Raw genomic sequence first — 24,118 nt, 5'->3', positions numbered from 1 at the left:
CCGGCATTGGTAAACAATGCTCTTCGCTTCATAGTATATTTTGCTTCAGTAAATCAATAAAAACATGTATTATATATATCATTTATTAAAATAATTTTAGTATTATTACTGTTGTTAATTAAGTGATAGTTATTTATTTTAAGGCTTTTATTGAAGTTATTTATAACAAATTTAAATCAAAAAGTAGTAAGTAATCGACATCATCTCAAAGCTTTATTTACTTATTTGCCAACAACAGGATAATATGATTTCTGCTGGGGATCGCTCCCACCGCGTGCCTCTAACTAAAAAGAGATTTGTCTGAAGAGCGCAAAGGATATACAGTTTGATTTTCTGGGATAAAAATTATCTTTGCCAAAACTAGGGTTGCACTTATTGTGTGTGCGGGTACCTAAAACTTGACTTAACCATGCTATCTTTTGGATTTTTTTGCATTGCATCCTGGATTGGTTCATTTTTGTCGTTGAGCGAAAACTTGCCACCAAGTTTTATGCCAAAGGTTTCTCCGACAAAGGTTTCATCCAATCTAGATAAACTATTAAGTAACAATCGGGAATTTTTGGAGATACCTAAGCAGCGATTAAATGTCTGGAGTACGACCATATTACCTACAAGGTTTTTGAAGATAGATTGGGGTGATAAAAAATCACCACCAACGAAAGCTAAGTTATCGAATGTTTCCGTAAGCAAAGTAAAGCAAAGTAAAAATCAGTTTTGTAGTTCTCTGCCAGATATTGCATCTGAAAAGATTCCGGTAAAAACGGCAAGTGTTTTGCCGATTCCTCGGTTGATAGAATCAAGCTTGAATAACCGAGATTTGTTGCCAAATAAAATTTTGCGATCGCTGCAAAATTTCTTCAACTATTCCACATTGATGGAACAAGGCATTACAAGAACATCAGTAGTAGTTGTTCGTCGCGACCAAGACAACTATGAAGTGTGGGTAAATAACCGTATAGTTGCAACTTTACCCAACGAAATCGAAGCCAAATCAATGCAACAACGTTTAACGCAAGTCGTCAATTTGCCTCGGTTAGATGCTAATCAATTCCGACCGGCATTAGTTGATGGTATACCAGCGTTAATGGCAGGGAATCGCTTTTTGTTTGGAATTCAAAAAGAAATTTCTCACCAAATTCACCGCAGTGGTGAACTACTAGCGATTGAGTGGATTAACAATCTTCGTTCAGCTTTGCAAGCACCTGCTTTATCACTGGTGGAAGGACAGCAACAAATGTATGATTTAACTCCTTCCAAGAAAAAAATGTTTGGTTTAGCTTCTTGGTATGGTGGTTATTTTCATGGTCGAACAACCGCAAATGGTGAGAAATACAATCAAGATGAATTAACAGTTGCTCATAAGTCACTACCTTTTAACACCTATTTGCAGGTGACTAATTTAAAGAATGGCAACTCTGTGATTGTGCGCGTAAACGATCGCGGTCCTTATATTCCACCCAGAAGTCTCGATTTGTCAAGGGAAGCAGCGAGGTGTATCAACAGTGAAACCGCTGGAGTAGTACCTTATAAAGCCGTAATTTTGCAAAGTAGCGCACCAAAAATGACTTTGAAAAATTCATCTGTTTCTACCGCAAATATTAAACCAGGTAGAAAACTCGCAATTGAAAATAGGTAATTGGTAATTGGTAATTGGTAATGGATAATTGGTAATTGGGGATTGGGTAATGGGTAATTGGTAATGGGCATTTTGAGGAGGGGAAAAGGTTAAAGGGGAAAGGGGAAAGGGAATGAGTTATTTAAAATTCACACAGATGTTTCAAATTACTTCTTCCCCCCTTTACCCTTTCCCCTTTCCCCTTTCCCCTTTCCCCTTGTCCCCCTTGTCCCCCTTTCCCCTTGTCCCCCCCTCCCCCCAGTCCCCATTCCCCATTCCTGCCATAGGTAAAGCATTATGTCAGTATCGCAACTTGAGCGCTTTGGACATCACCTGATTCTGGGTATTTCGGGTACCACATTAAGCGATGATGATAAACGCGCACTCAGTGAATTGAAACCGATTGGGGTGATATTTTTTGCGAAGAACTTTCGTCAAGGTACTCATTATCAAGTTTGGCTGGAAGCTTTTAAAGAACTAATCGACCAGGTAAGACAATACGCTGAACGCGACTCGATGTTTCTCACTCTTGACCATGAGGGAGGTTCTGTGATTCGTACACCTTTGCCGATCGCTCGATTTCCTCATGCTTTTTTGTTGGGAACACTGGCTATTGAAGTCGCAAAAGCAACTGCATTAGAATTAAAGTCATTGGGAATCAATGTATCTTGGTCTCCTGTAGCGGATATTTTTTCTAATCCTGAGAATCCCGTCATTGGACCGAGGGCTTTTGGTACGACTGCACAAACTGCTGCACAAGGTGCTTGCGATTACTATTTGGGATTGAAGGAGTCGGGAATCAAAGGATGTGCGAAGCATTTTCCCGGACATGGAGACACTAGTCAAGATTCGCACATTGAGCTACCAAGGCTAAATTTGACAGTCGAAGATTTGCGATCGCGTGAACTGATACCTTTTCAAGCGCTGATCGAACAACAGATACCGATGATTATGACCGCACACATTCTATTTCCTCAGATAGATGCAGTGCCGGCAACGCTGTCTAAATTAATTTTAAATGACATTCTCCGCAAAGAGCTTAAATTTGAGGGAGTGATTGTATCTGATGACTTAGATATGAAAGCTGTCTCAGATATGTTTATGAAAAGTGGGACTGTCGCAAAAGCGTTTAATGCAGGTTGCGATTTATTTATCGTGTCCCGCAATATCAATTCATCATCTCTGGAAAGAACATATGCGATCGCGCAAGATTTTTCTGTTTCGCTTGATAACGGTAGTCTTGATGAGTCGGTAGTTGCAGCAGCTAAAGCACGAATTGATAAATTACTTGAGGTAACTCCTCAATATATAGTTCATAGTCTTGATGAAGAGACTCTTTTGCGACATGCTAAATTGGCGATCGCTTGCAATCTTTAGTCTCAGATACCCTCAGATACCCGACTTCTTAAAGAAGTCGGGTATCTAGGTGCAGGAAATTCTAAAACTTTAGACGTTGACTGATAATTGCTGACTAATTCTAAGGCTGCAAGTGTCTTTAGAGTAGCTTTTTGTGGATTTAAACTTGTCATGCCTGTAGTAATCATATTCGCATAGGGACGAGGCGATCGCACTACTTCTTCTAAAAAGTCAGCAATACTGCCGTCAAATAAATCTAAAATTGAAGTTGCTGCTATCTTTAATGCCAGCGGATTTCCGCAATAAAATTCAATTAATCTTTCTTCATCATCCACCGACGCAGAAATCCCTTTTGCAGCTAAAATCCTCTGTGCTGCATCATTATTTAATCCCGATAATTGCAAACAACGAATCGGATAGATTTCTCCAGCTAGCGCTGCTACTTCTGCTGGCTTTTTCTGCGAAGTTAGTATTAAGCAACTTTGATGCGGTACTTCCCCTACTCGTTGCAGCAATTCCCCATACTCTTCATAACCAACACGATAATTGCCTGCTTGATTGTTATTAAGTAAAACATCAAAGTTGTCAAGAACCAACAAGCAGCGCGAATTACGTAGATATTCAATTAGTCGGGAGATTTTGCTGCCTACTGTTTCCGGTAAATTTGTATCTTGCTGGCAAGAAAGGAATTTTATTAATGTATCTAAAAAATGTGGGGGGGGGGGGGAGAATTACGTAGGCTTTGCCAAATGACAAACTCAAATCCTTCTTGCACCAGTTGCGCTAACTTCACTGATAAAGCTGTTTTACCAATTCCACCCATGCCTAACAGTGTAATTAAGCGACATTTATCTTGTTCAATCCATTGTTGTAACTTAGTTAACTCATCCGTGCGTCCGTAGAAAATAGAGACATCAATCGCTTCACCCCAATCAACGCGATTTTGGATTTTAGATTTTGGATTTTGGATTGTAGAGACGTTACATGTAACGTCTCTATATTTTTGTTGATGTTTGTAGCCTGCATTTTCGAGAAGTTTTGATACATTACTATAAGTTTTGATATACATATCCGTTACAGTCTCGATGTATCGATACAAACCTCTACAAAGTTCAACCCTCAATCCACCTGGTTCGCGGTTAAGTTCCGTAGCAATCTCAGTTGGACTGTAACCAGAAAGCAATCCCCGCAAACAAGCTTTTTCAGTCGGAGTCAGTTGTTTGCACTGCCTACGTCTTTCTTGCTGCTTGGCATTTGCAATATCTCGGTATAACTTTTCTAAGTTCCAATGCTCGTTTGCTTCGGCAAACTTCTTCGCTAAATCATCGCTTCGTGGTGATGGATGTAATGCCATTAAACTTATAGTCAGAATAAATTTTACTAATAGATATTAGGCTACCAGTGTTTATACAAGCAATAAACTACATGTAATCTTTATAATTCAGTGAATATAAGGACTGGTAGCTTTATAAAGGCGATCGCTTAAGGCTAAGTATTTTTGCTGTTATGAGGTTATTTGCTGTATTAGTATAGTTGGGGTTTTGTGTTGCGGAAATTGCTAATGATGTTGCTAACGCTCATTAGGTGATTTGGGGTGAGGAGGTTGTGTATCTTGTATTCATCACTTCATATCAGGCGCTATCTACTCCCGGAAATGACGTAAAGATTTGATTCGTACTTAACGTCTGGAAAAATACAAATACTTTTCGCAAGTTTTAGGAGGATGAACATATGGGATGGTTTGATGATGCCTTCAAGCAAGTTACTGAAACAGTTGTAAATACAGTTAATCAAAATTCTGCCCTGAGTGAAGGTTTAACAGAGATTGATCCAACTAATCCAGACGCAGAATTTGGAGAAGAAACACGAATTTTTGGTGATGTAGTATTAAACGTTGCTACAGAGGGTGCATCTGGTACAGCTTTTTCCGATGGTAGTGAATTCATTCAAGACTTAAATGATGTTACCGATAATACTTTCACTCTTAATAATATTGAGGATGTTATAAGCGATTTTGACTTAAATTTTTAATAATCCTTTCTGAAAGATGCTCTGAAATACTGCTTACATATTAACTTTTGATTAGCGTAATATTTATCAAATATAAATATTATTTTTCATAAGTTTTCGAGCATTATTGTCATGAGCATCTTACTAAAACTATAACTTTTCGTAAAAAATAGGTAAAAGCTATGAACAATAAATTAGTTGGCTCTTTATTTGCTGGTTTAACAAACGGTGTTGTCAGAGGGGTAGCACAAGTTGCCGTAGGAGCATTTGTTACTGGTGTTCTCAATGCTGTTGGGATAGAGACTGAAGATAATAATTTAACGTCAGACTCACAAAATGACTCGGATTCAAATTCAGATTCATTTGATAATAATACCGAAGCTTAAGTGACTTTTCATTTTAACTAGGATAAACCAATGAAGAAAATTGACGTAGCAGTTACGATAATTGTCATACCGATAATATCAGCATTTTTAACTGGTTGTGCAGCTTTAGATGATATTGCAAGGGTAGGTGGCAGACAAGGAGATAATTTACAACCAAATGTGCCAGGATTTACAAATAAAAAACCTACTGCTGTAACCGTACTTCCCCCTAAGAATTTAAATCAAAATAGATTAGAAAAATGCAGCCGACAAACAGGTAAAAGTGCTGTAGTCGAAGCATGGAACCTAGCAAGTTCTTCTGGTAGCCAAGTAGAGGAAAATTATTTACTTAATGTTGCCAGAGATGCGATACAAAGATGTACTGTTGGAAGAGTGGGAGACAAGATATTGGATGAATTAGCAAGTTCATCAGTTGCAGATTTTAAGCAGGAATATCCCCAAGCTGAATTGAAGTAGGATTCAAATTTACAATTATTGTATACAGGATAAATCAATGAAGTTAAAGTTTTTTTTCACCATAATCGAGTAAAAAAAGTATATTTTTCCTACATATACCCAATAAATTAAATAGGGATAAGTAAGATGGATAAACTAAAAGCTTCAGCTTTGCTAGTTGTAATAACAATTATTGCATCTGGTACGTTTTTTTCTAAGCAAAAGCCAGCATATGGTTGTTTAACAGATCCTTGCCCAGCAGAATGGGATGGGCGATTAATAAGTAACTTATCGTCTGGGAAATGTATTGATGTAGCAGGTGCCCCTGGTTCTGCAAATGGTGCTAGATTGCTACTTTGGGACTGTGAAAGGTCTGGACGTAACAGAGATAACGGTTCTCCTACAGACCACATATGGGTAATAGAAAATGGATTGATCGTAAATAAATTATCCGGCAAGTGCATTGATGTAGCAGGTGCCCCTGGTTCTACCAATGGCGCACCATTGCAACTTTGGGATTGCGAACGGTCTGGACGTAATAGAGACAACGGTTCGACCACAGACCAAAGATGGGTAGTAACAAGTCAGGGGTTTATTAGAAATAGATTATCTGGAAAGTGTATTGATGTAGCAGGTGCCCCTGGTTCTACCAATGGCGCACAATTACAGCTTTGGGATTGTGAACTGTCTGGACGTAATAGAGATAACGCTTCGATTACAGACCAAAGATGGAGATTAGATGGAATTTGATGCGATGCCTACGGCGGTAAACTACGCACTTTCCAATACCACAATAACTTTATGCGATAAGCTTTGCTTAACGCCAAAGGCGTATTACACTGGTGATAGTCCTGATTACACTGAGTAATTCTTCGATTAATTGGTGGTTAGAGCGATGTCTCACGACAAGCCGCTGTGCGTCTACGCATTTATCAAAGTCGGGGTATATTATGTAAAGGTGCAACGCAGAATAAAAATTTCTAAGAATGCCAAAATATGAATAAAAAGCTTCATCGATCAGTTGCAGCATTTGCGCTTATGGCTACTTTCATAACTGGCTGTCGCTCAACAGATGAGTACAAAAAACTTGCTGAAACTGGTGGGAAATATGCTGAAGCTGTAAATCAACTATTGACGGCATCTGGCGAAATTACAATCGAAGCTAGTTCAGAACAATTATTACGAGAAGACAGAGAGTTAAGACAGTTTAAGCGAACTATTACATCTGCTCGCTATAAATAAATTTCTGAAGTTGACGAAAAGCGATTGCAACTTTTAAAAGACCTTCGTCAGCATAATAAACTTTTGCAAGCTTACTTCAATAAACTCTTTGAACTTGCTGATTCTAAAGCTCCGGAAGCTGCAAAACAAGAAGTTGAAGGAATTGCAACTAATCTTAATAAAATAGGTAATGAGCTTAAGGTAAATCCTTTAATTCCGAATTCGGGTATTTTTTAAAATATCACGAGTCTAATTGTTAGTTCTCAAATTAGCAGCGCACTTCGAGAAGAACTTGAAAAACGCAATAAAACTATTATGCTTGAGCTAACAATTCAAGAAGAATTACTTAAAGCATTAAGTAATTCACTGGAAAAAGAGATAGCAATCATTCAGTTATCTCAAGAAGAACGTTTAGTTATTCAACCTCTGGTTCAACCAGAACTGGTATCTAATGAAGATGAATGGATTGCAACACGAAAGCATATTCTAACAATGCAAATGAGGTCAAAAGAACTCACTGAAGCTAGTGAGGCATTAGGCGAGTTTAAAAGCGTCTTCAAAGATTTTGTTGAAGGCAAGTTAAGTATCAAAAAGTTAAATAACTTCTTTAACAATATTGATGCTTTTCTTGCCATTCTTGAAGAAAACAAAAAAACAGCAAATAGTAGTAAGTAGGAGGAATTATATGGGTACAATAATACGCGAAGAGCTTCCATCGATTGAAGAACTGAGAAATAAATTTATAGAAGATATATTTAAGCTAGAAATACTTCTTAACTCAGCAAATCTGAATTTTCCAAATGAAACTCAACAAATCAATTTTATTGAGTCACGCACAGACTTATCTGTATTGCGGAGAAAATTAGAAAATAGAATTTTAGAAAGCATTGCGACACAGTTAAAACGACTTGAGTCAGAATTTAAGAATGGAATAGAAGAACTAGAAAAATCAATTCAAGAATCAAAGAATACCGTTAAAGTAATAGAAAGTATAAATAAATTGACAGGTATCATAGCTCGTATTCTTGTGATTCTCTAACGATTAGTGAAGTTGTGTATTTATTGGTATTGTAAAATACCTGTGATGCTGACTCGTAGCTTGCACGTAACTGACAAGATTGAGCGATACCTAACGGTAAGCTACGAAGACCGCACTTTCGGTGACACGATTATTTTAGGCGATGTCTGGCGACAAGAAGCAGAGCTTCTACGCATTTTCTATGACACGATTATTTTAGGCGATCGCCTATTTATATTCATATCACTCATTAGCGATCGTAGAGCGATCGCTCTGTTGATGACACGATAACTGGATGCGATGCCTACGGCGGCAAGCTACGCATTATTATGATTAGAGTCATAGCGATGCCTACGGCGGTAAACTACGCACTCTTTAGCAGAGCGATCGCAAAACTATCCAATATCAGGCATAATCACAGAAATTTCAAAGATTGCGATGCTGACGATAAATCCTAAAATCACTATCTAATGTAAGCACTGAAGTCTCTGTATAAATTTCAGACATCCGCACCAAACATGCGTCTGCCAAAGATATTGGTACAGAATCATAACGCTGCATTAGCTTTTCAACAGATTCAATTTCATCACATAAGCGAAAAGGTATTTCAATATATCCCTGCTTGACTAATTGCAGAGCTTTTTCACGTCCCCTTGGGCTGAACCTGGACAAAAATGGACAGCCTTGTTTACTAGATCTTCAACACCCCACGACATTTTACAGATGTTGGCTGTCAATGAGTGTCTATTGTTTGTGAAACCCCATGAACTCTTTGTAACAAGAAGCAAACTTCAGTTATAACAGCCTCACAAGTCAAGACAGGATACTGAATATTTGTCAGTGAAGACACAGCCCACTGATGAAATTTATCATTAGGCATCAGAAATGCTACTAAAACTCCTGTATCGATAATGATGCCCTTTCGCATTATTTACCGAAGCCTTCCATATACTTAGGGTTATAAGATAAATCTTCCAGATTGCTGTCTAAACAACCAATAAATTCTTGTGCTGCTTCAGTAAAAGAAACTTCTTTATCATTGTTTTCTATCTGCTCTTGGATATGACTAATTTCGCCTAGTTTAAATTATAAGAACTCAATAAATTTAAGAACTTCGTTTCGTTGCTCAATAGGTAATCTCTTGATTTTGGCGATCGCTATTTCTAAGTTTGTCATTTTTATGATTCTGCCTTCACACTTAAGTTAGTCCTAGTTTAGCAAAATTCAACTTATCAAGTAATTAAAACTTTAACTATCAATCACATCCTCAAATTTATTGATTACTGGGAATATTAATCAGCCACTTCAATACATCCTAAAACTTTGCCTGCTGACCACAATCCTCAACGGTCTAATTGGTCATATTCAGCATCATCGGGGTTATCCCAAATTTTATGTAAAGTTGGCGGCTCATAAAGCTTTGCAACAGCTAGAGTGAGGCTAACATCTGTATTTGGCTGGGATAAAAAATCAATAAAATTTTCAACTATTACCATTTGTTCGGGAACTAGATGACGTATTTTTTCAATTAACCTTTGCTCCGATATTTTGTCAGTTTGCATTATTTACACCCTCCTTTCCTGTTTATTATTTTGTGCGATCGCTCTCTCCAATACCACAATTATTTTATGCGATCGCCTTCACGCAAAATCAAATCCCGTGACTCTTCCCAATCACCCAATTACGCCGGAAAAACCGCGCTAAGGCTGATTCTTCCAAAGATAGATAAATTGGGCGTCCGTGGGGACAGGTGCGCGGATTGCGGGTACGTTGCCAATCATCTAATAGTGTCTGCATTTCTGGTAAAGTTAAAGGTGTACCGTTGCGAATTGCACTGCGACAGGCTACGGCTACTTGGGCTGTTTGTAAGTCACCACCCCAACTAAGTTCTAAAATGGCTTCTGCACAGTCGTCTCTTTGCTGTAAAAGTGCGGGTACGTTACGAACTGCCCAAAGTTGTTCACCGAAGGGTTCTATATCTATATTGATGCGTTGTAGTTGCGAAACTTGCGCTGGTGATAATTGATATAAAATAATTGCAGGTTCCACAGGAATAAGTTGCCAATTATCGCACAATTGCTCATACAAAACTCGCTCATGAGCGATATGTTGTTCTACCAACCACATGCCATTTTGATGTTCGACAACTATATATGTGTTGCTAACTTGAGCAACGGCTTTTAAAGAGTTAGGAGTTAAGAGTGAGGAGTTAGGAGTTTTATTTTCATCGTTGGGGTTGGGACGATTGACATGATAACCGCCTTTTTCTTCTGCGGCTTTGATTAATTTGCTGACGCGGGTTGTGTGAACTGCTTCTTTGATATTGACAGAATCGATGCGAAGTGCTTGTTCAATCGCGCTGGATATTTGTTCTTGCCAATAGCTTAATTCATTGAGATAAATTTCGGTTTTTGCAGGATTGCGATTCCAGTTAATTTGATCGGGGGAAATATAAAGATGTAAAAAACAGATTGGATAGCGATCGCGTGGTAATGTTCTGTGAAATCCTGTAAAAATCGTTTGCTCTAATTCTGGCGATTTGACCATGCGTCCGTTGATAGCTACTCGCACCCAATCTGGACGATGACGATGACAGCGATCGGGCAATCCTATGACTAAATTTAGGGCTTTGTTAGGATTGGATAGTTCTAATTTTAGTTCTTGTAAATCGCCTTGTTTAACTTGATGTAAAATTTGCGGTAACAGTTTTCCGGTTGTGGCAGCTGGTGAAAGAGTGAACCATTCACGGTCATTTTGCCAAACTTGCCAGGTAACATGAGGATGACATAAGGCAATTTGATAGATCGACGCTTGCACTGCTTTCATTTGAATAGCTGATGAAGGCATGCCTTGACGACGAGTTGAGCAATTTCCGAATAAATTGGATATTGTGACAATTGTACCAGGTGCGATCGCTGCTGCTTCCACTACGACAGGTTCCCCCCCATAGCCATACACAACCCTAAATCCACCACTTGAAGAATTTGCCGGACGACTTAATATTTCTAAATCTGCCAAAGTCGTCAAACTGTGTAACGCTTCACCCCGAAATCCTAAACTGTTAATTTGCCACAAATCTGCACAAGAGCGAATTTTACTGGTACTGTGGGCAGATGCTGCTTGTTGCAAATCATCCAAATTCATTCCACAACCATTATCTGCTACGCGCACCCGCCATTGCTGCGCCCATACAGAAATTACAATCCGCGTTGCACCTGCGTCTAGGGAATTTTCTATCAATTCCCGCACCACAGAAGCTAGAGAGTCAATTACCTCTCCGGCTGTAATGAGGTATACTACCTCCGTTGGTAAAGCTTGAATCGTAGAAGACATAAATCTCAGTGTAGGCGAGTTGCCAAGCACTGAATAGAATAAGCAAATTTGTTTACAATCAGCTAGAAAATTTTATGAATTGTAAAGAAATTTTTTTCGTAGTAAGCGCTTCAGCGCTTATTATAAAGTGCTTCAGCGCTTACTACCTAATTATCCCGCATCGCTAAAGCTTTCATCGGGTCAGGTTTCAACAACCCATTTAACAATGATGCCGGACGTTGACCGTAGGGCCAAGCAAAAGCATGACGGAAAGCTGCATCTTGACAAGCTTGTAACTGTTGGAAGTTGATAATGTCGTAAGTTAAGAGATTTTCATACTCAAAGGGTAAACGCACGTTATGCAAACCAGCGTTATCAGTACAAATAGCGATATCTACCCCCGCGTCAAAACATCGGTCAAAAACTAACTTCAGTTGACGTATATCCTCTAAAGTACCAGTTTTTAAGTATGTTGTCGGGCAAACCTCCAAACACTGCCCGCGTTTAGCTACATCTTTAAGTAACTCTGGATACAGCAGCGGAATTTGGATGCCGTGACCAATCCGCATCAAATAAGGTAATAATTCTGGATAGCAGCCAGCCGTGGTTTCATAAAGATGTCCGGTGGTTTTGACGTTAAGCGATCGCGCATAATCATACAAACTAATCCACTCAGAGAGGCGATCGGCATAATAGCTATCACCACCAGCAACATCTATTCCACAGATATACTTGGTATTTTGCGCTGCTAAATCTACAATCGCTTTATTCACCTCATAAGGTAAGCGCGAGTGCATACAAAGTATTTGGCTAGTCACAATCGGATATTCTTGTAATTGACTTGCCTGTCCGACAACTTCCACAATTTCCGCCATTTTGTCAATTCTCTTTGATTGACTTAAATGCTTTGGTGTGCGGAGATAAGGAGTATAGCGCAGTTCCAGATAAGCCAAATTCTCAAAAATATAAGCACCCCGCAGCAGACGATAGATAAAGTAAGGCAAACTTTCGGCATTTTGCACGCTTTCAACTAAAGTGTGCAATTCCAGATACTCATCTAAAGTACTGCGCGATCGCGTGAAAAACTCTTCAAAAGCCGAATAGTCAGCAAACCGTGAAAGTAACTTTGACGAACTGCGTTCTAGGTATCGCCACAGAACACGGGGTACAACCGAACCGCCCAGATGTCTATGCAATTCAGCGTATAAAGCCATAATGGTCTTTTCCCGGAAAAATTATAAAAAAGTCTAATAATCTTAACAATAGCGCAGAAAAGAAGAGAGGGGGGGATGGGGAGAGGGGGAGAGGGGGGGGACAAGGGGACAAGGAGGCAGGGGAGATAAGATGGAATCTTAACTATTGACTATTGACTATTGACTCCTGACTCCTGAATCCTGACTCCACTCCTCCACTCCCCCACTCCCTAAGAAGCGATCGCTTGCAATAATTCTCTCGCTGTGCAGGGTTTGGATAAAAATGCTTTGACACCTGTGCCGGCGGATTCGGCTATGTTTTGATTTGATAACAACCCGCTCATGGCGATAATCTTTACACGAGAATTTATTTTTTGTAGCGTGCGGATAGCGATCGCACCATCCATCCAAGGCATCATCATATCCAGCAACACTACACTAATTTCCTGCTGGTGTTGGGCATAAATCGCTACAGCTTCAACACCATCACTGGCTGTTAGCACCCGATAATTATATGTTTCTAAAGATGATTTAGTCAGATCGCGAATTGCAGCTTCGTCATCCACCACCAAAATTAATTCGCCATTTCCTATAAGTGGTTTTAGTTCAAGAAAAGGCGGATCGATTTCCACTTTGGTGGAAGAAGGTAAGTAAATCTGAAATTGCGTTCCTTTATTAACTTCACTGTATAAATTAACAAATCCACCGTGCTTTTTAATAATGCCCAGTGCTGTGGAAAGTCCTAAACCTGTACCTTTTCCTACTTCTTTAGTAGTAAAAAATGGCTCAAAAATTCGCTCTTGAATTGTCTGCGGTATCCCTATACCTGTATCCGCAATGCTGATAGCAACATAACAACCTACTTGGGCATCGATATGCATTTTCGCATAATGTTCATCAATGACGATATTTTCTGCTGAAATCGTCATTATACCGCCGTCGGGCATGGCATCGCGGGCGTTGACAACTAAGTTCATTAGCACTTGATGCAATTGGGTAGCGTTTCCCTGCACATGCCAAAGATTGTCTGATATGTGTGTATGGCAAGCGATGGATTTAGAGAATGTTCCGGTGATAATGTCTTCTACTTCTGTTAGCAAAGAGTTAATTTTAACAGTCGTCTGTCTGCCTTCGACCCCGCGTGCAAAAGACAATATTTGTCTAACTAAATTTGCTCCGCGCTTGACATTATTTTCTAACATTTTTAGCAAATGTTCGCTTTGCGGATCGGACAATTTCATCTGCAATAAAGGAACTGCTAATAAAATCGGCGCTAACACATTGTTGAGGTCGTGGGCAATACCACCTGCTAAAGTGCCGATACATTCTAAACGTTGCGATCGCAAAAGTTCTGCTTCTAGTTGTTTCTTTTGCGTGATTTCTGTATTCACAATCAAAATTGATTGAGGTTGCCCAAATTCATCACGTACCAAAGTCCATCGACTTTCTACTAGAATTTCCTCACCATTTTTTTGTACTTGTTTTAATTCACCTTGCCACGAACCATTTTTAATTACAGTTAAAAGCGCTGATTCTGGCAGCGGTAAATCTTCGTATAAAAGCGCCAAAGCATCTTTACCAACAGCTTCCTCAACTTTCCAGCCATACAAAACTTCCGCGCTTTTATTCCAGAATAAAATCTGGTTTTGGATATTTTTTACGAAAATTGCGTCAGTTGCTACATCTAGCAGCGCTGCTTGTTCGCGAATTTTCTGTTCTGCTTGTTTCAGTTGGCTGATGTAATGTATAAGCAATTTATACAGCATTGCAAAGAGCGCAAAATCTGCACTCTTGCTGATGAAAAATTTAGCGATCGCCTTTATACTTCCAGAAACTTGTCTTTTTGACAACTTTCTGTTTGTTTCTTTGGGAAACAATTTAGGCAACATTTGCTCTGATAACTTTTGTGTTGACTCGATGTCGAGAACTAGCATTTGAATATTATTTGTCATTTGCTTATCTCTAGGAGATATAATTGACTGCCGAGCGGCTTCAAACATGTGTTTCGACAACAAAATTTTTGATTCTCTGGATGTTTCTTTATTGAGATAATTTGCGGATCAAGTTAAGAAATATACTGCTATTTTCGGTTAATATTTGATACATGTGTGAGTTTTGTTTACTTACACTTTGATAATCTTGACAAGAGAGTGCATCTGTAGCGATCGCGTAACCAATGAGCAAAATTTCCGCATCTTTGAGTGTAGTTCTTGCACTCCTATAGGAAAAAGGGTCAGAAGTCAAAAAGTACGAAAAAGCATTTACGAGCGTGCGAGCGTGCCCAATTTTCAAACCTTAATAAATTTAATAGCAATTTCAACATTCAGAAAAATGTCACCTAAGTTACATTTAATCAAAATTGGTTTATTTGATTAAGCTACTATTTGATTCTCCCAGATAGTATTTGGCACACTTTTCTCTTGGAAATTTCTGGCTTGATTTTGACGATTTTTCATACATATACTGCCAGATAAGAACCTAACAATTTTAATATAAATTAATAGTTATCAGTAGTCAGAAACTAACTTTAGTTGAGAAATTTACAAAAATTAAGATGAAACTCATAATTGAGCGCTGATAACTGATAAATCCGTTGTAGTTGCTTTCAACGAATCAGTCACTTTTTCGGAAAATCTGATTAAAGAAGCTTGACATTAGTCACACAATCTGTTGATAATTAGAATTTGTGAAAACTTTAGCTCTTTAATAAACGCTTGGCTAACGTCATTGTCATAGGCGCCCAGTGGGGCGATGAAGGAAAAGGTAAAATAACAGACTTACTCAGCCGCTCCGCAAACGTTGTTGTACGTTACCAAGGGGGTGTGAATGCTGGACACACGATTGTAGTTAACGATCAAACCTTTAAACTGCACTTGATTCCCTCTGGTATTTTGTATCCAGATACCGAGTGCATAATTGGCTGCGGAACGGTAATCGATCCACAGGTTCTCATCGAAGAACTCGATCAACTTGAAAAACTAAATATATCCACTCGCAATCTGCTGATTTCTGAGACGGCTCATGTAACGATGCCTTACCATAGATTGATTGACTCCGCATCCGAAGAACGACGGGGAAATCATAAAATCGGCACAACAGGTAGGGGTATTGGTCCAACTTATGCTGACAAATCTGAGCGTATTGGTATCAGAATGTTAGATTTGATGGACGAAATCGGGTTGCGCGAACAGTTAGAGTGGACGATTAATTATAAAAACGCAATTCTGGAAAAGTTTTATAACTTGCCACCGCTAAATACCCAAGAGGTGATAGAGCAGTATTTGGGGTATGCAGAACGGTTGCGACCTTACGTAGTTGATACCTCATTAAAAATATACGATGCGGTGCTGCGACGGCGCAATATTTTGTTTGAAGGAGCGCAAGGTACGCTTCTCGACTTAGATCATGGAACTTATCCTTATGTAACATCCTCGAACCCCGTAGCAGGGGGGGCTTGCGTTGGTACAGGGTTAGGACCGACAATGATAGACCGGGTAATTGGGGTATCGAAAGCCTACACTACAAGAGTAGGAGAAGGACCATTCCCCACTGAACAAGACGGAAAAGTGGGAGAATTGTTATGCGATCGCGGTGCCGAATTTGGCACAACCACCGGACGCAAACGCCGCTGCGGTTGGTTTGATGCTGTTATCGGTCGCTACGCCGCTAGAATTAACGGTATGGACTGTCTGGCGATTACCAAACTCGATGTCCTCGACGAATTGAAGGAAATCAATGTTTGTGTCGCTTATGAAATAGACGGCGAACGTTGCGATCATTTTCCATCTAGCGCTCGTCAATTTGCACGCTGTCGCCCCATTTATAAAACAATGCCGGGATGGCAGGTGTCAACAAGTGACTGCCGCACTTTAGAAGACTTGCCAAAGCAAGCACTGGACTATCTAAAATTCTTAGCAGAATTAATCGAAGTCCCAATCGCGATCGTCTCCCTCGGAGCAAGTCGCGATCAAACTATCATCGTAGAAGACCCAATTCACGGTCCCAAACGCGCATTATTGCACGCCGACGGCACACCAGCCACTTTGCTAAGTGCTTAGATTAAGTCAAGAGTCCAAAGTCCAAAGTCCAAAGTCAAGAGTCCAAAGTCCAAAGTCAAGAGTCCAAAGTCCAAAGTCAAAAGTCAAAAAGTCTAAACACTGACCATTGACTATTGATTGACTCTTGACCCTTGACCCTTGACTCTTGACTCTTGACCATTGACTCTTGACCCTTGACCATTGACCCTTGACTCTTGACTCTTGACAACTAACAACTAACAACTTGTATGGATCTCACAATTGAATGTCAAAAGCGCCCAGAAAATAGCAAACCCAACGCTTTGCGCCGTTCTGGGCGAATTCCTGCGAATTTATACGGTCACAAAGGTACAGAGTCTATCTCTTTAACCATTGATGCCAAAACTGTTGAGCGCTTGCTGAAAAAAGGTTCAGTCAACAACACGTTGATTGATTTGAAAATTACTGATATCCCTTGGCAAGGCAAAACTTTGTTGCGGGAAGTTCAGATTCATCCAGCAAAACGCACCCCCTTCCACCTCAGCTTTTTTGCGGTGGCAGGTCACGGTCCGACTACAGTAGAAGTACCGCTGCGGTTTGTCGGAGATGCGATCGGTGTTAAACAAGAAGGTGGTTTATTAGACACCGTGTTTAACCAATTGCAAGTCAGTTGCGAACCGGAGAACATCCCAGAGGCAATTGAAGTTGATGTTTCTAACATGAAAGTTGGCGACAGCTTGCATATTCATGAGCTACCATTGCCCAAAGGTGTGACAGTTCTCAATGACGCAGAGCAAATTGCTGTTAGCATTTTGCCACCACAAATCACGCCAGAAAAAGAAGCTGAACTCGATGCAGCTCAGGCTGAAACTGAGGCTACATCGGAAACAGAGACAGCAACAGAATCTGAAGCTAGCTGAAGTATATAATAGTTGTCGATAATACCAGGGGGTAACTCCTGGTTTTTTTATGTTTGAATTGCCAAATCGCTAAGGACGCTAAAAAATGACAGTTTCTGTTCCAGCATTAATTGAGCAGATGTTGCAACCTGGGTTTTATCCCCATGCGGTAACAGAACCAATTCAACTGATTCAAACGCACATTTCTTATGTGTTGCTAACTGGGGATTATGCTTATAAAGTAAAAAAGCCGATGAATTTTGGCTTTTTGGACTTTTCAACTTTGGAAAAACGGCAGCATTTTTGTCAAGAAGAATTGCGGTTAAATCAGCGGGGTGCAGCAGAACTGTATTTAGAAGTTTTGCCTATTACTTTGACGGATAATCAATATCATTTGGGGGGAACGGGAGAAGCTGTAGAATATGTATTGAAAATGCAGCAATTTCCTCAAGAGACTTTATTTAGCGCTTTATTTGAACAGGGTAAGTTGAATGAAGCAGATTTGGAAAACTTGGGACAAGTTGTAGCTGAATATCACGCGAAAACAGAAACTAGCGATCGCATTCGCACTTTTGGTGAAGTTGCTCAAGTTCGAGAAGCGTTTGACGAGAATTACCAGCAAAGTGAAAAATATATTGGTGGTCCTCAAACGCAGACGCAGTTTGACGAAACAAAGCAATATACAGATAACTTTTTTCGCGATCGCACGGAACTATTTAAAAGTCGCATCGCTAATAACTTCATTCGCGAATGTCACGGAGACTTGCACTTAAGAAATATTGCTTTGTGGCAAGATAAAATTTTGCTCTTCGATTGCATTGAGTTTAACGAACCGTTTCGCTTTGTTGATGTCATGTTCGATATTGCTTATGCTGTGATGAATCTAGAAGCAGAGCAACGACAAGATTTGAGCAATGCTTACTTGAATACTTATGTTGAGCAAACTGGTGATTGGGAAGGGTTACAAGTATTACCGATATATTTAAACCGTCAAGCGTATGTTCGGGCAAAGGTGACATCATTTTTGTTAGACGATCCAAGTGTTCCCGCAGATGTGAAAGCCGAAGCGACAAAAACCGCAGCTCAGTATTATAAACTAGCTTGGAATTATACTAAACCCAAGCAAGGAAAATTAATATTGATGTCGGGGTTGTCGGGTTCTGGTAAAAGTACCACAGCTAAGTTATTATCTCGCGAATTAGGAGCAATTCTCATTCGTTCGGATGCGGTGCGGAAACATTTGGCGGGAATTCCACTTTTAGAACGCGGTGGAGATGATTTGTATACACCTGAGATGACGGAGAAAACTTATGCACGCTTGCTGTCATTGGGAATTATACTGGCAAATCAAGGTTATACGGTGATTTTGGATGCCAAGTATGACAAACAGAAGTTGAGACAAGAAGCGATCGCCCAAGCTAATAAACATGAACTTCCGCTACAAATTATTCAATGCACCGCACCAATAGAAGTTTTGGAACAACGGTTGCGCGATCGCACTGGTGATATTGCCGATGCCACAGTTGATTTATTGCGATCGCAACTTAACTTGGCTGAACCCTTCACCGAAGAAGAAAAACCCTACCTGAAAATTTTGGATACAACTCAACCACAACAGGCACAATTAAAAGAAGTAATTCGCCAATAGATTTAAGCTTATGGCACCAAAAAAGAACGACTTCGGCGGTCTGATTACCATCTCTCAATCTTTCTTTTCTCAACTCGTCTTTGGGTTATTTTTAATACTCATATTTTCCATGACCGGCGCACCACCATCCCTAAGTATCTTCTTAGGTATATTGGGCGGTATAGCCTTAGGCGGGTTGACAACAGCAACCAGAAGCGGTCCCCAAGCCCCTACTGTTGGCTCGGCTGAAGGCGTTGATGCCGGATTGAAATACTGGTTATTTTTTCTACTTGGTTTTCTGTTTTTGGGATATCCAGCACCGATGAGCGTTTTGTTAAGCGCATTAGCCGGTTTAGGTGGGGGCTGGATTATTGCTTGGTGGGAAACCACAGAACAAACTAAAACTCAACTGGCAGCTGAAGGTTCAGAAGAAGTCGAAGGACAACTCCCAAACGAAAGGGCAATCAAACGGAAACGCAGACCCACTCGTCGTTTCCGTCGCTCTCGTGGAAATTTCAATTTTAGGTTTTGGGAAAGGTAGTAATTGGGTAATGGGGAATGGGGAATGGGTAATGGGTAATGGGGAATGGGGAATGGGTAAGTACTTTTCTTATTTCCAATTTACAATTACCTATTACCTATTACCAATTCCCAATTCCCATTGCCCCATGCCCAATTCCCAATTATGTTTTTATACCTCTCTAAGTTACTACCGCTGTTTTTTTACCCGCTAGGGTTAGCTTGCGTCTTTTTGCTGTTTTCACTGTTTATGCTGTGGAAAAGACCGCGCATGGCAGCTATAGCGATCGCACTCGCATTAACTATATTGCTAGTTTCTGGTAATGCTTGGGTTTCTCACTCTTTGGTGCGATCGCTTGAATGGCAAAATCTCCCACTTGCGTCCATACCATCATCTGAAGCAATTGTGGTTTTGGGTGGTGCAACTAAATCAGCGACTCCGCCACGTCCTGGTGTAGATTTAAATGAAACTGGCGATCGCGTTATTTACGCGGCTCAACTTTACCGCCAAAAGAAAGCTCCCACAATCATTCTCAGTGGTGGTCGTATCGATTGGCGCGGCAGCGGTTCCCCTGAGTCAGCGGATATGGCAACAATTCTTACTTCTATTGGTATACCAACAGAGGCAATTGTCCAAGAACCTGACTCTCTCAATACTCATGAAAATGCCGTAAATGTCCGGAAAATTCTCGCGGATCGTGGTATTCGTCGGGTATTGTTAGTTACTTCGGCAATGCATATGCCGCGATCGCTACTTATCTTCAAGCGTCAAGGAATTGATGTTATTCCTGCACCCACTGATTTTCTCATCAGTCAGGGCGAAATGCAAGAACTCACCAACACTCCCAAAGCCGCTATCCTGAATTTGTTTCCCGATAGTGACAATTTACAGCAATTTACCAGCGCTTTAAAAGAGTACATTGGTACTGTTGTCTATCGTTTACGCGGTTGGCTTTGAGAAAACTCACAAAACAAAGCTTTCAAGTCAGATGTTAAAGCGAAAATCCTTGGCGATTTAAACCCGCAGAACACCGCAGGTTTTCTTTGTACCAGCGACTTCTTCTAGGGTGAGGGCGATTCATAAATCGCTATAATTTCAATAGTTACAAAATCCTAAATCCCTGAGTATCTATAAAAAATGAATAAAAACTTACCGTATATTCTTCGCATTCCTCAACCGGAAATTGAGGAAACCTTTGCCGCTCACCAAACTACTCATCAGTTTTATCACGAAGTTCGGGCGCGGTCAGAGTTTAAGCGTCATTGTGAATGGTATTATATCACAGCAGAACGCAACCGTCAAGACTTAGAAAAGATGCGCGGCGAATTAAATATTTTCCGTTTGTTTCGCCGCCGATAATAAATTTAGATTATATTATTTCTAGCTCATTATCGCGTAAGTGAGCCTTAAATTTTTTACTAAACTGTACTACAAACGGCAGGTTAGCGCTAATCGGTTTACCTTTCCAAACGGTAGCAATTTGCACTACTTCGCCTTCTGAGCCTTTGATGTCAAAACCCTGACCGCGATGTTCAGGATGATGATAGACTATTACGGATTCTTTAACGCGGACGCGATCGCCAATTTTCATATTAACATTTACACCTAGTTGCTTTTCTACAAGTATTTCCACAGCCATTCCTCATCTGACTTGCTTTTTTGAAAAAATAGACTGCTTGCTTTAGTGGTTGTTTAATGCTTAAGTACCTGCCATACGCTCGATACATCGAGAGAAGGAGCGATCGCCTATCATTAAAAGCCTGTGCAGGCTTTAATAGTAATTAGACGGCAACATGACTAGTCGTCAGGTACTTTAGCAAGAAGTCTCATTTTTTATCTTCGATTTCAACAGCGTTAAATAAAGCGAGAACTCCAACAGACGCGATCGCGCTCTTGACGTTGCCCTATACCCTCACTCCTGATGGGTAGGCTTACAGGCAAGGAACAACCCGATGACGCTTTTTAAGTGCGCCTTAACGCCAAGATTAATTTTACAACAAATGGGTAATGGGTAATGGGTAATGGGGAATGGGGAATGGGGAATGGGGAGTGGGGAGACTCCTTGGAGATGGGGGGATGGGGAGACTCCTTGGAGATGGGGGGAAAGAATTATTCACCTTGTCACCTTGTCACCTTGTCACCTTGTCACCTTGTCACCTTGTCACCTTGTCCCCCACACCACGCTTCCCCCACTCTCCCTACTTCCCAGGTGGACACAATTGCTGCACTTTTTGAGGAAGTTGCCGACACGTTTGCTGGAATCCTTGAGGATTAAGTTGCGACCAAGCAAACAATCCCATCGTACTTCCTACCAGCAGCGCTAACATTCCGGACAGTAGCACCCAAACCTTACCGCGACGTGGTTTTGTCACTTCAGTTGGAGTTGCAGAAACGGCAGGTGCTTCGGCTGATGGAATGTCTAAATCCAGCAGCGCTTGCGAACTATCTGTCAACTCTGGTTGTGGTTCTGATGATGTTTCTTCTATCACGTTTGCTGGGGGTAGCGAGGGAGTCACAGCCACCAAGTATTCTGGAGATACACGGCAATGGGTAAGCACAACCGAAATATTATCATGACCATTTTTCTGATTTGCCAAATTAATCCAGTTGTAAGCCGCATCTTCTGGGGAAATTTCACCTTTTAACACTGGTAGTGCATATTCCTGCCAGTGATTTTCCACCAAGTTGTTATCACTCAGTCCATCGGAACACAGCAGTAATATACCGTCTTCTTCTAAGATGAATCGCTGAATTACAAAACGCAGAAATTCGCCATCTTTTGTCCCCAAAGCTTGGGTAAGGGAATAAGCATCTGGACGTTGTAGTGCTTTGCGATACAGACTGCGGGCATAGCGTACTTCCCGCGACGCCACATCATCATCTACTGTCAGTAACTGGCAGTAGTTGGGTGTAATCCAGTATGCGCGGCTATCACCGACACTTGCCAAGTAAAGTTCATGGGTATTCTGTGAGTACGATCCAGGGGTTATCTCGACTTGTTGCGGCACTTGTACAGCCATAACGACGGTTGTTGCCATGCGTTCTCTACCTTGGCGTTTTTGGTCGTCGTTGCAGGCGCAAATTACGTTATTTACAACCCGCAAACTTGCTTCTAGTTGCTGCTGTAACAATTCTGGCGATACTAGTTCAGTTTGTTGTGCTACTTCTGCTAGTAAGGCGCGAATTTGCAACTTTAGAGATTGTACTGCTAATTGGCTGGCAACTTCACCGCCTTCGTGACCGCCGATACCATCGCACACAATCGATAAGCGCGGTAGTAAGGGATCGTCTGAGTCACCAAAGGCTATGGGATAGCAAGTGTCTTCATTTTGCTTGAGTTGGGAACCGCTATCTGTTGCTCCTGCGACTTTTAGATTTAATGGCAATTGCGCGGCTGATGATAATAATAACTGATTGAGTTGAGTTGCGATCGCGCTTAACTCAATTTCACCAGCGCACATTGAATCGACTATTTTCTGCAAAGGTTGCGCTACTGCTGGTTTAGCGACAGCTACAATCGGTTTCCAGCACTCACCCAACTGTTGAAGACTCGGCTGTTCTGACTCATAAAGTTCCAAGAGTCGCACACACCAACCTTGTACTCGCAGGTTGTCGGGAAACAGTAAACTCAGGGCAACTTTGAATTCTGATAGAGGTTGCCAAAGTTGAATAATTTGCCACAGCCAGTAAACTTGTCGGACTGGAGTTGCTTGTTCCCATGCGTCGGCGATCGCTGGATATAAATTGCCAGTTTCATCTATCGGCACATTTTCCAGTAAAAGTATATCATCCGCAAATCCATAAACTTGAGGCAGCGAGCGATCGCTCGACAAGCGTAAATAAGGAATAATTGCTTTTGGTAATTCTTCGGGTATATCTGGCAGCTGTCCTGGTTGAATATCCAGCCAAATTTGCGATGTAATTACCTCATATCTATCTTTTATTAGTTCTCCCGGTCGAATAACTTGATGTTCGCCAGTTGCCCAAATATAACGGTGAATTAAAGGGGTTTGACAACTTGCACATAATCTGCTGTTACCCATAGGATTGATGGGATTAGTACAGCCAGGATTCGTGCAATAAATTATCCGCTCTTGTGATGAAATCATGCAGCTATAAGTTCAAGGATTTAAATCAACCGCAGTTTTTTCGACTACATCTGGCTGTCACATGATTGTTGTTTGGTGCTGTTTTGAGTAAGTTATGGTTGCAGTTTTTGGTATAAATTGTATAGGGCAACGCTAATTACGTTTAATTATTTCCACTTACTTAATTATGCTTTCATATTTGTTTGTGCGATCGCCACAATGTAGTCGAAAATTCAGTCCTGCAATTCTAGCCGAAAGATTAACATAAATTTCATCATTTGGGATGAGGGGGGATGGGGGGAGTGGGGCAGGGGGCAGGGGGCAGGGGGCAGGGGGCAGGGGGCAGGGGGAGCAGGGGGAGCAGGGGGAGTTTGTCTTTTCGTCTTCCTTGCCTCCCCCCTCTCCCTTGTCCCGCCATCTCC

The 24,118-nt window shown here is 40.8% G+C and carries 29 protein-coding genes; 18 read left to right on the top strand and 11 right to left on the bottom strand.

Translation table 11 applies throughout. The features are described from left to right. Positions 1–409 precede the first annotated feature (409 nt). Positions 410–1,636 (top strand): septal ring lytic transglycosylase RlpA family protein, encoded by a 1,227-nt coding sequence (locus PI95_RS08265; protein WP_039754720.1) that lies wholly within the window; start codon positions 410–412, stop codon positions 1,634–1,636. 276 nt (positions 1,637–1,912) lie between these two features. After that, complete coding sequence (gene nagZ / locus PI95_RS08260; RefSeq protein ID WP_039754718.1) at positions 1,913–2,992, top strand: beta-N-acetylhexosaminidase; 1,080 nt, start codon at positions 1,913–1,915, stop codon at positions 2,990–2,992. Between the two features lie 2 nt (positions 2,993–2,994). Here the strand turns inward: nagZ and PI95_RS35140 are convergent, their stop codons facing one another. After that, positions 2,995–3,567, bottom strand: a complete 573-nt coding sequence (locus tag PI95_RS35140; RefSeq protein ID WP_201280350.1) for a hypothetical protein — start codon at positions 3,565–3,567, stop codon at positions 2,995–2,997. 107 nt (positions 3,568–3,674) lie between these two features. Continuing rightward, positions 3,675–4,325 carry a helix-turn-helix transcriptional regulator gene (locus PI95_RS35135; RefSeq protein ID WP_052325900.1) on the bottom strand — a complete coding sequence of 217 codons (651 nt, stop codon included), beginning with the start codon at positions 4,323–4,325 and terminating at the stop codon, positions 3,675–3,677. 377 nt (positions 4,326–4,702) lie between these two features. Here PI95_RS35135 and PI95_RS08250 point away from each other — a divergent pair, with 377 nt between their 5' ends. From PI95_RS08250 to PI95_RS08220, 9 genes are all read left to right on the top strand, one after another. Continuing rightward, positions 4,703–5,002, top strand: a complete 300-nt coding sequence (locus tag PI95_RS08250; RefSeq protein WP_039754716.1) for a hypothetical protein — start codon at positions 4,703–4,705, stop codon at positions 5,000–5,002. A 161-nt stretch (positions 5,003–5,163) separates the two neighbouring features. Then, the gene (locus PI95_RS08245; RefSeq protein WP_039754715.1) at positions 5,164–5,367 is read left to right on the top strand and encodes a hypothetical protein; all 204 of its coding nucleotides are present in this window, start codon (positions 5,164–5,166) and stop codon (positions 5,365–5,367) included. Positions 5,368–5,397: 30 nt separating this feature from the next. Beyond that, positions 5,398–5,823: a hypothetical protein gene (locus PI95_RS08240; RefSeq protein ID WP_039754714.1), complete on the top strand. Its 426-nt coding sequence runs from the start codon at positions 5,398–5,400 to the stop codon at positions 5,821–5,823. 126 nt (positions 5,824–5,949) lie between these two features. Continuing rightward, positions 5,950–6,552 (top strand): RICIN domain-containing protein, encoded by a 603-nt coding sequence (locus PI95_RS08235; RefSeq protein WP_052325899.1) that lies wholly within the window; start codon positions 5,950–5,952, stop codon positions 6,550–6,552. A 288-nt stretch (positions 6,553–6,840) separates the two neighbouring features. Next, a complete protein-coding gene (locus PI95_RS35705; RefSeq protein ID WP_236116981.1) occupies positions 6,841–7,044 on the top strand; it encodes a hypothetical protein in 204 nt (67 codons plus the stop codon). Between the two features lie 24 nt (positions 7,045–7,068). After that, positions 7,069–7,260, top strand: coding sequence for a hypothetical protein (locus tag PI95_RS35700; RefSeq protein WP_236116980.1), 192 nt, complete (start codon positions 7,069–7,071; stop codon positions 7,258–7,260). Between the two features lie 78 nt (positions 7,261–7,338). Beyond that, entirely contained in the window at positions 7,339–7,698 is a 360-nt protein-coding gene (locus tag PI95_RS35695) for a hypothetical protein (RefSeq protein WP_236116979.1), read from the top strand. A gap of 10 nt (positions 7,699–7,708) precedes the next feature. Continuing rightward, a complete protein-coding gene (locus PI95_RS08225) occupies positions 7,709–8,062 on the top strand; it encodes a hypothetical protein (protein ID WP_039754712.1) in 354 nt (117 codons plus the stop codon). A gap of 45 nt (positions 8,063–8,107) precedes the next feature. After that, complete coding sequence (locus PI95_RS08220) at positions 8,108–8,332, top strand: hypothetical protein (RefSeq protein WP_039754710.1); 225 nt, start codon at positions 8,108–8,110, stop codon at positions 8,330–8,332. Between the two features lie 135 nt (positions 8,333–8,467). On the opposite strand, the gene PI95_RS08215 is transcribed toward PI95_RS08220, so the two are convergent. The 6 genes from PI95_RS08215 to PI95_RS08185 all read right to left on the bottom strand — a co-directional run bounded on the left by PI95_RS08215 (position 8,468) and on the right by PI95_RS08185 (position 14,498). Beyond that, on the bottom strand, positions 8,468–8,713 hold the full coding sequence (locus PI95_RS08215) for a PIN domain-containing protein (protein WP_201280349.1): 246 nt from the start codon (positions 8,711–8,713) through the stop codon (positions 8,468–8,470). Positions 8,714–8,774: 61 nt separating this feature from the next. Further along, positions 8,775–8,921 carry a hypothetical protein gene (locus PI95_RS08210; RefSeq protein ID WP_236116984.1) on the bottom strand — a complete coding sequence of 49 codons (147 nt, stop codon included), beginning with the start codon at positions 8,919–8,921 and terminating at the stop codon, positions 8,775–8,777. A 463-nt stretch (positions 8,922–9,384) separates the two neighbouring features. Further along, a complete protein-coding gene (locus tag PI95_RS08200; RefSeq protein WP_039754709.1) occupies positions 9,385–9,603 on the bottom strand; it encodes a hypothetical protein in 219 nt (72 codons plus the stop codon). Between the two features lie 88 nt (positions 9,604–9,691). Then, positions 9,692–11,374 (bottom strand): DNA mismatch repair endonuclease MutL, encoded by a 1,683-nt coding sequence (gene mutL, locus PI95_RS08195; RefSeq protein ID WP_039754708.1) that lies wholly within the window; start codon positions 11,372–11,374, stop codon positions 9,692–9,694. A gap of 146 nt (positions 11,375–11,520) precedes the next feature. Beyond that, positions 11,521–12,567, bottom strand: coding sequence for an adenosine deaminase (locus PI95_RS08190; RefSeq protein ID WP_039754706.1), 1,047 nt, complete (start codon positions 12,565–12,567; stop codon positions 11,521–11,523). A gap of 209 nt (positions 12,568–12,776) precedes the next feature. Further along, positions 12,777–14,498, bottom strand: coding sequence for a hybrid sensor histidine kinase/response regulator (locus tag PI95_RS08185; RefSeq protein WP_236116978.1), 1,722 nt, complete (start codon positions 14,496–14,498; stop codon positions 12,777–12,779). 762 nt (positions 14,499–15,260) lie between these two features. Here PI95_RS08185 and PI95_RS08180 point away from each other — a divergent pair. The 7 genes from PI95_RS08180 (at position 15,261) to PI95_RS08150 (ending at position 20,967) form a co-directional block, all read left to right on the top strand. Further along, positions 15,261–16,604, top strand: a complete 1,344-nt coding sequence (locus tag PI95_RS08180) for an adenylosuccinate synthase (protein ID WP_039754702.1) — start codon at positions 15,261–15,263, stop codon at positions 16,602–16,604. A gap of 227 nt (positions 16,605–16,831) precedes the next feature. Further along, entirely contained in the window at positions 16,832–17,482 is a 651-nt protein-coding gene (locus PI95_RS08175; RefSeq protein ID WP_039754700.1) for a 50S ribosomal protein L25/general stress protein Ctc, read from the top strand. 85 nt (positions 17,483–17,567) lie between these two features. Then, complete coding sequence (locus tag PI95_RS08170) at positions 17,568–19,109, top strand: bifunctional aminoglycoside phosphotransferase/ATP-binding protein (protein WP_163518709.1); 1,542 nt, start codon at positions 17,568–17,570, stop codon at positions 19,107–19,109. Between the two features lie 10 nt (positions 19,110–19,119). Beyond that, positions 19,120–19,629, top strand: a complete 510-nt coding sequence (locus tag PI95_RS08165; RefSeq protein ID WP_039754699.1) for a hypothetical protein — start codon at positions 19,120–19,122, stop codon at positions 19,627–19,629. A gap of 10 nt (positions 19,630–19,639) precedes the next feature. After that, positions 19,640–19,822: a hypothetical protein gene (locus tag PI95_RS08160; RefSeq protein WP_163518704.1), complete on the top strand. Its 183-nt coding sequence runs from the start codon at positions 19,640–19,642 to the stop codon at positions 19,820–19,822. Next, positions 19,774–20,565: a YdcF family protein gene (locus tag PI95_RS08155; protein WP_039754698.1), complete on the top strand. Its 792-nt coding sequence runs from the start codon at positions 19,774–19,776 to the stop codon at positions 20,563–20,565. The genes PI95_RS08160 and PI95_RS08155 overlap by 49 nt, the downstream gene beginning before the upstream one ends. A gap of 180 nt (positions 20,566–20,745) precedes the next feature. Next, the gene (locus PI95_RS08150; protein ID WP_039754697.1) at positions 20,746–20,967 is read left to right on the top strand and encodes a hypothetical protein; all 222 of its coding nucleotides are present in this window, start codon (positions 20,746–20,748) and stop codon (positions 20,965–20,967) included. 10 nt (positions 20,968–20,977) lie between these two features. Here PI95_RS08150 and PI95_RS08145 read toward each other — a convergent pair whose 3' ends face one another. The 3 genes from PI95_RS08145 to PI95_RS08140 form a co-directional block, all read right to left on the bottom strand. After that, positions 20,978–21,247, bottom strand: coding sequence for a ferredoxin-thioredoxin reductase variable chain (locus PI95_RS08145; RefSeq protein ID WP_039754696.1), 270 nt, complete (start codon positions 21,245–21,247; stop codon positions 20,978–20,980). A gap of 352 nt (positions 21,248–21,599) precedes the next feature. Beyond that, complete coding sequence (locus tag PI95_RS36710; protein ID WP_268896689.1) at positions 21,600–21,725, bottom strand: hypothetical protein; 126 nt, start codon at positions 21,723–21,725, stop codon at positions 21,600–21,602. A gap of 81 nt (positions 21,726–21,806) precedes the next feature. After that, positions 21,807–23,717 (bottom strand): 4-Cys prefix domain-containing protein, encoded by a 1,911-nt coding sequence (locus tag PI95_RS08140; RefSeq protein ID WP_039754694.1) that lies wholly within the window; start codon positions 23,715–23,717, stop codon positions 21,807–21,809. Positions 23,718–24,118 lie beyond the last annotated feature (401 nt).

This window comes from Hassallia byssoidea VB512170 (genome assembly GCF_000817785.2).
GTDB classification, from domain to species: domain Bacteria; phylum Cyanobacteriota; class Cyanobacteriia; order Cyanobacteriales; family Nostocaceae; genus Hassallia; species Hassallia carrinoi.
The sequence above is the reverse complement of the archived record's forward strand: the minus strand, read 5'-3'. Positions and strand labels throughout refer to the sequence as shown.